Origin of the sequence: Bradyrhizobium lablabi, from assembly GCF_001440475.1 — a bacterium.
In the GTDB taxonomy this organism is placed as follows: Bacteria; Pseudomonadota; Alphaproteobacteria; order Rhizobiales; family Xanthobacteraceae; genus Bradyrhizobium; species Bradyrhizobium lablabi.
On the sequence record NZ_LLYB01000070.1, the window covers coordinates 42,612 to 53,960 of the forward strand.

At 63.8% G+C, this 11,349-nt stretch carries 9 protein-coding genes; 5 read left to right on the forward strand and 4 right to left on the reverse strand.

Features of this window, described 5'->3' with window-relative positions:
* Positions 1-286: 286 nt before the first annotated feature.
* On the forward strand, positions 287-2,635 hold the full coding sequence (locus CQ14_RS17435) for a tetratricopeptide repeat protein (RefSeq protein WP_199805545.1): 2,349 nt from the start codon (positions 287-289) through the stop codon (positions 2,633-2,635).
* Positions 2,636-2,741: 106 nt separating this feature from the next.
* On the opposite strand, the gene CQ14_RS17440 is transcribed toward CQ14_RS17435, so the two are convergent.
* Positions 2,742-3,299: a hypothetical protein gene (locus tag CQ14_RS17440; protein ID WP_156435104.1), complete on the reverse strand. Its 558-nt coding sequence runs from the start codon at positions 3,297-3,299 to the stop codon at positions 2,742-2,744.
* Positions 3,300-3,610: 311 nt separating this feature from the next.
* On the reverse strand, positions 3,611-3,766 hold the full coding sequence (locus tag CQ14_RS43660) for a hypothetical protein (RefSeq protein WP_156435106.1): 156 nt from the start codon (positions 3,764-3,766) through the stop codon (positions 3,611-3,613).
* 114 nt (positions 3,767-3,880) lie between these two features.
* On the opposite strand from CQ14_RS43660, the gene CQ14_RS17445 reads away from it, so the two are divergent.
* Positions 3,881-5,698: a vanadium-dependent haloperoxidase gene (locus CQ14_RS17445; protein WP_057859088.1), complete on the forward strand. Its 1,818-nt coding sequence runs from the start codon at positions 3,881-3,883 to the stop codon at positions 5,696-5,698.
* A gap of 52 nt (positions 5,699-5,750) precedes the next feature.
* Here the strand turns inward: CQ14_RS17445 and glmU are convergent, their stop codons facing one another.
* Complete coding sequence (glmU, locus tag CQ14_RS17450) at positions 5,751-7,109, reverse strand: bifunctional UDP-N-acetylglucosamine diphosphorylase/glucosamine-1-phosphate N-acetyltransferase GlmU (RefSeq protein WP_057859089.1); 1,359 nt, start codon at positions 7,107-7,109, stop codon at positions 5,751-5,753.
* Between the two features lie 164 nt (positions 7,110-7,273).
* Here glmU and CQ14_RS17455 point away from each other — a divergent pair, with 164 nt between their 5' ends.
* Complete coding sequence (locus tag CQ14_RS17455) at positions 7,274-8,509, forward strand: hypothetical protein (protein ID WP_057859090.1); 1,236 nt, start codon at positions 7,274-7,276, stop codon at positions 8,507-8,509.
* A gap of 96 nt (positions 8,510-8,605) precedes the next feature.
* Positions 8,606-8,986 carry a hypothetical protein gene (locus tag CQ14_RS17460; protein WP_057859091.1) on the forward strand — a complete coding sequence of 127 codons (381 nt, stop codon included), beginning with the start codon at positions 8,606-8,608 and terminating at the stop codon, positions 8,984-8,986.
* On the opposite strand, the gene CQ14_RS17465 is transcribed toward CQ14_RS17460, so the two are convergent.
* Positions 8,946-10,517 carry a glycoside hydrolase family 17 protein gene (locus CQ14_RS17465; RefSeq protein WP_057859094.1) on the reverse strand — a complete coding sequence of 524 codons (1,572 nt, stop codon included), beginning with the start codon at positions 10,515-10,517 and terminating at the stop codon, positions 8,946-8,948. The two genes, CQ14_RS17460 and CQ14_RS17465, sit on opposite strands and share 41 nt — an antisense overlap.
* A gap of 307 nt (positions 10,518-10,824) precedes the next feature.
* Here CQ14_RS17465 and CQ14_RS17470 point away from each other — a divergent pair.
* The coding region (locus CQ14_RS17470; protein ID WP_057859095.1) for a hypothetical protein at positions 10,825-11,349 on the forward strand (525 nt) is incomplete at its 3' end.

Below are 11,349 nucleotides of genomic sequence, written 5' to 3' on the forward strand. Positions count from 1 at the left end.
TGGACCTGAGCGATCGGGAATTACGGTGACAGTGCGCCTAAATGTGCCGCGCCAGCAAGCCGTGGCCGCATTAAGTGTACTGACACCGTAATTTGCATCCCCCACAGCTGATTGTAGGTGAGCTGCTCGCGATCTCCGGCGTCGCCATTACACAGGCAAGACCGAGCGCTGGACCAATTTGAACCCGGAAGCACGTCGCGGCGACTTACGGGTTTGGCCCAAACGCGCTTTGGACGGGGATGAGATGTTCCGGCGTTGCCTTTTCCTGGCTCTCGCGTCCCTGACCATGTTCGCGCCGCCGGCCCGCGCGGCTGACAAGGCGTGGGAGGATTGCGGTCAGATCGGCGATGAGGATCGCAAGATCGCCGGATGCACTGATGTGTTGGCGCGCGGCGCGGCGGAGAGTGAGGCAAACCGCGCCAACGCTCTTGTCAATCGCGGCTACGCCTATTCCAGGCGCGATTACGACCGCGCGATCAAGGATTATGACGAGGCTGTCAGCCTCGATCCGAAGGCTGTGCGTGCCTATAACGCGCGCGGCCGTGCGTACCACATGAAGGGCGATTACGACCGCGCCATCAAGGACCTCGACGAGGCGATCCGCCTCAATCCACAATATGCGCTCGGCTATGAGGGCCGCGGAAAAGCCTATCACAGCAAGGGCGATCACGACCGCGCCATCAGGGATTTCGACGTAGCGCTCCGCCTCAATCCGAAATTTGCGGATGCCTATACCAATCGCGGGCTCGCCTACGCCGGCAAGGGTGAGCACGACCGCGCCATCAGGGATCATGACGAGGCTGTCAGCCTCGACCCGAATTTTGCGGATGCCTATTTCAACCGCGGGCTTGCCTACACCGGCAAGCGCGATCACGACCGCGCCATCAAGGATTACAGCGAGGCGCTCCGCCTCGATCCGAAAAATGCGAGCGCCTATCTGCATCGTGGGGGCGCCTGGTTCTTCAAAGACGACTACGACCGCGCCATCAAGGATTACGACGAGGCGATCCGGCTCGATCCGAAATATTCGCTGGCCTATGAGATTCGCGGGCGGGCCTATGAAAACAAGGGAGACACCGCCCGGGCCGGGAAGGATTACGACCAGGCGGCGCTGCTGCGGCGGAGCGCGGTTCAAGCCGCGCCAACGCCTCTTGACGATCCCGGCAAGGCCTCCGCCGAAAGCGGCGATCGCGACCGCGTCATCAAGGAGCTCGACGAGGCAATCCGGCGCGATCCGAAAGATGCGGTGGCCCATTACATTCGCGGCAGCGCCTACGCCAGCAAGGGCGACAACGATCGCGCCATCAAGGATTTCGACCAGGCGATCCGCATCGATCCGAAATCTGTGGACGCCTATTTCGACCGCGGCAATGTCCACAAGGGCAAGGGCGACAACGACCGCGCGATCAGGGATTACAGCGAGGTGATCCGCCTCGACCCGAAATATGCGGCGGCCTGGTACAATCGTGGCGTCGCCTACTCGCACAAGGGCGATCGCGACCGCGCCATCAAGGAGTTCGACGAGGCGATCCGCCTCGATCCGAAAGATGCGATGGCTTTCTACAGTCGCGGCAGCGCCTACTCCAACAAGGGCGACAACGATCGCGCCATCACGGATTTCGACGAGGCAATCCGGCTCGATCCGAAATATGTGGCCGCCTGGTACAATCGCGGCAATGCCCGCCGGGACAAGGGCGATGGCGACCGCGCCATCGAGGATTACAACGAGGCGATCCGCCTCGACCCGAAATATGCGGTTGCCTATTTCAATCGCGGGGCGGTTTATTTCATCAAGAGCGATTACGACCGCGCTATCCGGGAATTCGACGAGGCGATCCGGCTCGATCCGAAGGATGCGCAAGGCTATCACAATCGCGGCAGCGCCTATTCCAGCAAGGGCAATTACGACCGCGCCATCACTGACTTCAACGAGGCCATCCGCCTCGATCCGAAAGATGCGAAGGCCTATTACAGCCGCGGCAGCGCCTACTCCAGCAAGGGCGACAACGACCGCGCCATCAAGGATTGCAACGAGGCAATCCGCCTCAACCCGAAAAATGCGTGGGCCTATGGCATTCGCGGCGACGCCTACCGCGGCAAGCGCGATTTCGAACGCGCGGTGAAGGATTACGCCAGGGCGATCGAGTTGGCCGGCAAGCCGGAGAAGGCGCACTGGACCTACTGGCACCTTCGCGGCTTCAGCTACGAGCAGCTCGGCAAATGGCCTCAGGCCGAGGCGGATTATCTCAAGGCAATCGAGCTCGATCCCGATCAGCCCTCGGTTCTCAATAGTCTCGGCTTCAGCTGGGTCGATCGGAATCTCAAGCTGAAGGAAGGGCTGGCGCTGATCGAGAAGGCCGTCAGGCTCAAGCCGGACGACGGCAATCTGCTCGACAGCCTCGGCTGGGCGCACTACCGCCTCGGCGACTATCAGGAGGCGATCAAGCACATGGAGCGCGCGGCCGCTCTCGACCCGAACAGCAGCGAAACCAGAGACCATCTCGGCGATGCGTACTGGCGGACGGGACGTGAGGGCGAGGCGCGTAAATCCTGGCAGCAGGCGTTGTCGCTCAAGCCCGATCCAGCGGACGCGAAGAAGATCGAGGGCAAGATTGCCCGAGGGCTGGAAAAATGAGGCGCCTGGCGGTGCTCCGGCGACACGATGTTCATCAAGCAAGCTACCCGGATGAACGCGCTGCGCTCATCCGGGCCACGCTTGCTGTTTGGCGTTGTCAGACCTGCTAGCCAGCGTTACCGATCACCAGTCGTCGTGATGGAATATACTCGACATCAATGCTGATGCCGTCTCCGTTTGATGGGTTCGCCGTGTAGACCGCGGACACCGACAGTTCCAACGGGCTCACGATCGACAGAATGGCGATGGTGAGCGGGGCCTCTCCGCTCGGGGCGGGCAGCATGTCCGCGATGCGGCAACAATCGTCCATCGTCGCCGCCAGCGGGGGCAATATGATGGTCTCGATCTGGCGTCTGGGAAGCGTAGCGGGGTTTGTGACATCGGGCTCGCGCGCGAGAACGACACCATGGATCAACGGTTGAACGAACTTCAGAACCTGCGCCTGCACAAGATTGAAATTCTGAATGTTGACCTCAGTCGCGTACAGGCCCGGCCGGGTACCTGCGACACAGCAACAGTCACCCCCCGTCTGTTTGCCGCACACGATCTTTACGCTGTACGTAAACAAGCCTCGTTCTGCGGCCGCAGCATGCATTTCGCGCAGATTATCGAGGAGCGGATGGACTTGGCGGTCAGCGTTTGCGTGCGTTTGGTTCGTAGCCATCTCGACCTCCGCGAAGGGGTTTGAGGGTTGAGGCATACGAACATAGCGATCAATTCAACCACAGGTATATGATTTGGCTCACACGCGGAAAACGATTACGTCACGAAATCGCGCACTGTGCGAAGAGTCGTCAAATCGTGGAGCACGTGGAGCGCATCATCAATAACCCGCTACCGGGTGACGGTCATCGCAAGCCTGCATTCGCGCAAGGATATACGGGAACAACCCCGGATGTCGCTGCGCTCATCCGCGCTTCGCTTGCTGCATCACGTTCGGGGTGAATACTAATGCTCGCACGGGCAGTGGCCCGATCACCTGAAAACAAGTAGCCCGATCGCCACACCGAACAACGCGGCAGACCAGGTAAGCGAAATCCAGAAAAGCACATCGTTTCGGTTCATCAGCAGCTCCCGCCGGTATACCGATCCTTTCAAATTGGTCTGCACGACTCTCTTATTGATCTGCATCAAGCCCCTTCCGCTTCCTCCTGATGGAGTCGTTTCGCGTCTAGGACAGGACGCACAAGAGAGTGACGGCTCCGGCGTACCCTGCCCAGATCGCTTGCGAGGGAGGGGATCCCCATGGCTGACCACGGCCCTACTATTTCCACTGAATCCGACACTGAATCCAACCTGGCATCGCCGGCCCTGCGGACCTCCGCGGTCACTCGCCGCACGCTGCTCGGCGGGGCCGGCATCGCCGTCGGCGCCGCCGTGTTGACTTCGCCGCCGGGCGTGCCCGGAGTAGCCCCGGCCGCAGCGCAGACTGTGGGCGTGGGCGTGAGCACGGAGGCGCGACCGCTCGACGCAGCGTTCAAGCGCCGCGCCTTCGAAGTCCGCGCGGCCTGCGCGAGCACCAACGAGAAAATTGCCATCCCGCCCCACCCGGCCAATGGCGATGAGGCGCGCTACACCAACAAGATCGGTTCCGATTCACGGGGCCTGCCGCACGACAAACGCGGCGAAGTGGAGCAAGCGGCATGGCAGGCCCTCTACGCCGCTTGCGAGTCGGCCGATCCCGCTGATTTCGAGAAAATCCCGCTCGGCGGCGCGCGCAAACTGGTCAATCCCATCGGCACACAGGCCGTCAGCCTGAGCGGCATCAACCCTACCCAGATTGCGATACCGCCGGCACCGGCGCTTGCAAGCGCGGAGCGCGGCGGCGAGGCGGTCGAGGTCTATTGGCAATCCCTGCTGCGTGACGTTCCGTTGACCGAGTTGCGCGACGACACGACCAATCGCGACGTGCTTGCAGCAACCGAGGAGATCAACAAGCTTGCCGATTTCCGGGGGCCGAAGTCCGGCGGGCGGGTCACACCCGGTACGCTGTTCCGTGCCAATGCGCTTTACTTCGACCCGACTGATCCGAAGGGCCGCTCGGTCACGCCGCCAGGTGTTCTGGACGGGCCGCTGATCTCGCAATTCCTGCTCCGCGACGTGCCCTATGCCTCGCAGTGGATCAGCGCTCAAATTCGCACCGCGTTGCCGACAAGCGAATTCCTGACCGACTACGAGGAGTGGCTGGCGACCCAGAACGGCGCCGCACCGAAACGCCGGATACAGTTCGACGCGACACCGCGATACATCGCGACAGGACGAGATCTCGCGGAGTATATCCACGCTGGTCCCGCACTTGGATGGGCGGCAGCATTGATCCTTGCCACCCCCGGCGGCGGAGCGGACCCACGCTACACCGGCATGTATCCGCCGACGGAGCCCGCGTCCTACCCGTCGAACCCGTACCGGAAATCGAAAACCCAGATGCCTGCGGGGGGCACCTTCGGATTGCCCTATGTGCAGGCGCTACTCGCCACGGGGATCAGCAACTCCGTCCGTGCGGCCTACTGGCAGAAGTACTTCGTGCACCGGGCGGTGCGACCGGAAGCCTATGGCGGTCTGGCGCATCATCGCCTCGCCAACGGCGTAAGCGACTACCCGTTGCATGAGAACTTCCTGAAATCGGAAGCCCTCGATCGCAGCAAGGCCAAATACGGCACCTACCTGTTGTCACAAACCTATCCGGAGGCCGCGCCGTTCCACTCCACCTATCCCGGTGGCGCCACGAGCGTTGGTGCCGTCACGGCGACCATATTGAAGGCGTTCTTCGACGAGAGCCGCGTCATCGCCAACCCGGTGCAGCCCGATCCGGCTGACCCGACGAAGCTCGTGCCCTATAGCGGTCCGCCGCTCACGGTCGGTGGAGAGCTGAACAAGCTCGCGGTGAATTTCGGTTTCGGACGGAATTGGGCGGGCATTCACTGGCGTTCCGACGCTTCCGCCTCCATGGCGATCGGCGAGGAAGTGGCGATCGGCATGCTGCGGGACGAGCGCACGACGCTCCGCGAGCCCTTCGAAGGCTTCTCGTTCACGCGCTTCGACGGCAGCCGTGTGACGATCTGACGGCCGCCGGGGCGATGCCTCTGCCGTGAGGCGCCGACGGCACAGCCGGCGCCTACCCCTCTTTCGCCGCCTTCGCCCGCATCTTCATCTCGCGGTAGCGCGCCGCGCCGCCGTCGCGATTGTTCTGCGGGCTGCGTTCCACGGCCATCGCATCATCGGGCACGTCCTTGGTGATGACGGAGCCCGAGCCGATATAGGCGCCCTTGCCGATCTTCACCGGCGCCACCAGCGAGGAGTTGGTGCCGACGAACGCGCCCTCGCCGATCGTGGTCTTGTGCTTGAAGAAGCCGTCATAGTTGCAGGTGATGGTGCCGGCGCCGAGGTTGGAATTGGCGCCGACATGGGCGTCGCCGACATAGGACAAATGGTTGACCTTGGCGCCCGCTTCGATCGTCGCGGCCTTGGTCTCGACGAAATTGCCGATCCGGACGCCGTCGCCGAGCGAGGTACCCGGGCGCAGCCGCGCATAGGGGCCGATCGACGCCTTCTTGCCGATTGACGTCTGCACGATGTGCGAGAACGAATGGATCACCGCGCCGTCGGCGATGGTGACGCCGGGGCCGATCACCACGAAAGGTTCGATGGTGACGTCGCTGCCGAATTTGGTATCGGCGGCGAGATGAACCGTCTCGGGCGCGATCAGCGTCACGCCGGCATCGAGCGCCGCCTGGCGCAGCCGCGCCTGCATCACCGCTTCGGCCTCCGCAAGCTGTGCCTTGTTGTTGATGCCGCGCACTTCATCCTCGCTGGTTTCGATCACGACGGCCTCCAATCCCATTTCCCTGACGATGGCAACGGCATCGACCAGATAATACTCGCCCTTGCTGTTGGCGTTGCCGATCCGGTCGAGAATTTCCAGCGCGCGGCGGCCCTCGAACGCCATCACGCCGGCGTTGCACAGCGTGACCTTGCGCTCTTCAGCGCTCGCGTCGGCATGCTCGCGGATCGCCATCAGGTGATCGCCTTCGAGCAGCAGCCGGCCGTAGCCGGTCGGGTCGGCTGCGCGAAAGCCGAGCACGGCGAGCGCCGCGCCCTTCTCCAGCGGCGCGCGCAGCCGCGCAAACGTCTCGGCCGAAATCAGCGGGGTGTCGCCGAACGCCACCAGGAGATCGTCGGCGCCGCGCGCGATTGCCTCCCGCGCGGCCAGCACGGCATGCGCGGTGCCGAGGCGCTCGGCCTGAACGAAGGTCGCAGCGTCGGCCCGTACGCGCTTGACCTCGTCGGCGACCGCCTTGTGGTCCGGCCCGATCACGACGGCGAGCGAAGCGCCCGCCCCGTGCGGTGCGGCGTCCAGCACATGCGCCAGCAGCGACTGGCCGGCGACGGGGTGCAGCACTTTCGGCAGCGAGGATCGCATGCGCGTGCCCTCACCGGCCGCAAGCACGACAGTCAGGCTGGATCGAGCGGTCATTCGGGTCCTCGGGCGAACTAAGAGCTATCGGCCGTCTTTAATTGTTTTCCCCCGGAGATCAAACCGATTCGCCGCCCAAAAACCTCCCGATTCAAGTGAGCGCGGCTTTTCCCTGTTAATGTTTGACTGGTGATTCGGCGGGCCTTGAGGAGGGCCAAGGGCGTTTGGCCAAAAAACCAGACCATCTCCCGGACTTCGAGGCGGACGACAGCGGTGGCATGCTCAGCAACCTGTTGGCCGACGAAGATGAATTCGACCGCCGCGCCCTGTGGCGGATCGCCTCCTGGGGATTCGGCGCGACCGGGGCGGTGGTTCTGGCCGTGATGGCCAACCAGTCGTCGTTCGGATTGAAGCGCGATCAGATCGCTGCCGCCGACCAGACCCGGCAGGCGCAGCAGATCCAGACGGTTGCCAGGGAAACCCAGAACGAGGCGCGGCGGCTCACGGCTGCAATCGAGACGCTCAATGGCGATCGTGACAGGCTGTATGCCCGCGTCACCAGCCTGGAACATGGGCTCGAATCCGTGACCGGCGCCGTTGCCCGGCAGGCGCCTGCTTCCGCGCCGCCGTCCGTTGCCAATGCGGAACCGCCGGCCAGCCAGCAGCCTTCGCCATCCGTCGCGCCGGTCGCCACCGCCCCGGCCGCAGCGCCCGCCGAGCCAGCCCCGGCGCCCCCGGCAAAGGAAGCCGCCAAGGCCGAAGCCATCAAGACGGATAGCACCAGGCCGGAAACGGCCAAGGCTGATATGCTCAAGGTTGAGCCTGCAAAGCCCTCGCTGGCCACGCCGCTGATGGCCGCGCAGTCGATGATGGCCCCACCCGATCCCGCGGCTGGCAGACTGATCGAGCCGGGTAAACCGCCGAACCCGGTTATCGCGAGCCCGATCCCCGACGTCGTGGCGTCGGCGCCATCAGATGCGGATGCGGACGAAGAGACTGCGCCGAAAGTCTCCCTGCAGCGGACCGAATTCGGGGTCGATCTCGGCACCGCCAATTCGGTGAACGGCCTGCGCGCGCTGTGGCGCGGGCTGTTGAAGTCCAGATCGAACGCACCGCTGGTAGCGTTGCGCCCAATCATCGTCATCAAGGAAAGCACGACCGGCCTTGGCATGCAGCTTCGCCTGGTCGCCGGTCCGCTGAACGACGCCGGCGCCGCCGCGAAGATCTGCGCCGTTCTGGCCGAAAACAACCGCCCCTGCGAAACCGCTGTTTTCGACGGCCAGCGGCTGTCGTTCAAACCCGACGATGCGCCGCCCACCGCGGCCAAGCCGCTTCAGCGCCGGCGCGCCGTCGCCAAGCGGTCGGCGGTCAGCGAGGAGGCGCCGAAGAAGCCGGAACCAGCGCCGCCGGCGACGCAGGCGACATTGTCGAACATTCTCGGCAGGAAGAGCACGCAATAGACTTGTGACTACAAAGCGTTATGCGAAATCCTTGAGCCGCATTCCTGCCCCCGCGGAACGCTTGTCCCAAAAGCCAATCCCGACCATATTGCCGCGATGAAAAAATCCCCGTTCCGGCTTACGCCCTATCAAGTCCAGTTCCTGTTGGTGGTCGGCTTCGTCACCGTCGGCTACGCGCTTTACCTGCGCTACCTCGCGGTCGAGTTCTCCACCGTTGCGCTCGCCTGCGACGCCGGCCTGCAAAGCATGCTGTGCAAGTCGCGGACGCTCGCCACCTATCTGTTCAAGAATTCGGTGTTCGGCATCACCGCGGTGGTGATCGCTGTGCTTCACGTGATGCGGCCGTCGATCTTGCTGTTGACCTTGGGGCTCATCGCGGCAGGCTTCGGAATCGTGCTCTACAATATCGTTCTGTCGGGACTTGCGATCGGCCTGCTCATTTTGGGATTTGCACGGCCCGCGCCCGCCACAGCGTGAGCGCCAGCAGCAAATAGATCGCGCAGGTCCACATCGACTGCCAGTTCTGGCTGCCCTCGTTGACGCCCATGAACAGCGCGGCCGCGACCAGCAAACCGGCAAACGCGGATTCGGCGATCGGGCGCGCGCCCTCTTTCGGCCGGTTCAGCAGCATCAGCGCCGCGAACGGCACCACCGCCATGGTCAGCGAGGCGAACGGAAAATCGCGATAGCGCGGATCGAACGCGAAGCCCAGCGCGGTCCCTGCCGCGATCAGCGTGGTCACGATCAGCACGAAGCCAAGCAGCGCCGTCAGCACCGACTTGGTGCGGAAGTCGCGCGGCCCGAGCAGCTCGAGGAAGGTCGGCAGCGGCCGGCCCGACATCGCGGCGTTCGCGCACAGCATCGGCGAGGCGATGGCCGCCGCCAGCAGCGCGCCCCATTGCAGCCAGCCCCCGGCTCCGTAACTCTCGTAATACATCTTGTCGGCGGCGACCCCGAGCAGCATGCCGGCGGTCGTCGCCGACGTTCCGACCGCGACCCAGGCCGCCAGCCCGGGCTTCCACGGCCGCCGCCGCAGCGTCAGCCAGCCCGCCAGGAAGACGAAGGCGCTGAGCGCCATTCCGCTTCCCATCTGCAGCTTCCAGAATGGAAAATTGCTGATCGGCTCGCCGGGCGGATATTTCACCGCCCGCTGCGCATCGTTGATCATGCCCCAATAGCCGCCGACGGTACCTTCGAGCTGACGCTTCCACGGCTGGTCATAGGCCTCGATCAAATTGACCCGAAACTTTTCCCGTTTGGCGAGGTCGAGGATTTCGGACACCACGCGGGCCTGGTTGGTGCGCGAGGGCAGCGCGCCTTCGCGCATTCTTCCTGCGCTCGGCCAGCCGGTCTCGCCGATCAGGATTTCCTTGTTCGGAAATGCGACCGCCATCCGCTTGCGGATGTCGTCGACATGGCCAGCGGCAAACTTCGCGCGCACCGGGATGTCTTCCCAATAAGGCAGGATGTGGATGGTGACGAAGTCGACTGCGTCGTAGATCTCGCGGTTGCGCAGCCAGAATTCCCAGACGTCGGCATAGGTGACGGGCACGGTGACCCGCGACTTGACCGAGCGGATATTGGCGGCGAGGTCCGAAGTCGTCATCTCGCCGCGCAGCAGCACCTCGTTGCCGACCACCAGCGCGGTGATGGTGCCCGGATGTTCCTTGGTCAGTTCGATCGCAACTGCAATCTGGGCGAGATTCTTGGTCCGATTGCTCGACAGCCAGATCCCCTGGATCACCTTCAGCCCCACCTTGGCGGCCAGCGCCGGGACCTGATCGAGCCCGTTCTCGATCGAATAGGTTCGCACGCAATCGGTGATCTTGGCGAGCTGCGCCAGATCCTGCGCGATCTGTTCGGGAGGAATTTGCGTGGTGGGAATCAGCGGCGTCTGCGCGCCGCGGAACGGCGCGTAGGAAACGCATTGCAGCTTTGCATTCGGATCGATCGGCGCACGCGCAAGGGTAATCGGCGTGGCAAGCCACCACCAGAGGGCGGCAATCATAACGAGCGATGAAAGGAGAAGCGCCAGCGGCGTACGAAGTGAAATCGGTTCCATCCTCCGGGCGGGGACCGTCGATTACCCGTTCATCGGCGTCCTGCCAAGATGCAGGACATCCCTAATCCGTCTCGTCCCCTGCGGCAGTTTTACCACCGATGCGATAAAGTTGTGACTTTACTAGACAAAATCCGAAATACGCGTCATTTGAATCGCTTGATGTCTCCGCCGCATTGGGGACGAATTTGGGCGGCAACAAGCCGAGACCAACACACCAGCCGCCTTTTGAGGCAGGAAACTGATCGGGGAATGTATGCGTCGTCGGGTGCGTGATCCAAAAGTTGCGGTTTTGAGGCACTTTGCCGCTGCCGGCCTGGCCCTCCTGATCGGGTCGGCTGGCGCGTTTGCCCAGAGCGGCACCCCGGCCCCGCAGGATCAGAAGCCTCCGGCTGCCAGTGCCGCGGACGCCAACAAGGACAACCAGCGCAAGGCCGACGAATTCGTCGAGGCGTCGCAGGCCATCAACGGCCCGGCCGGCAACCCCGAATGCGTCTGGCTTGGCCGGCGCGTGGTCAGCCTGATGTGGCGCGACGACCTCGACACGGCATTCCGCCATCTTGATCTCTACGACCGCTTCGGCTGCCCCGGCGGCCATGTCCAGGCCGCCTTCCGCTGCCTGACCCGGTTCGGCGGGCAAATCGATCCCAAGGTCGCCGAAACGCTCTCCAGCCGCATTCACGCCTGCTGGATCAACCCGGGCGCCCAACCGCAGACCGCCGCCGCCCAAGGCCCGGCACCGGCGTCCGCTGCGACCGCTGGCAACGCGCCCGCGCCGGCC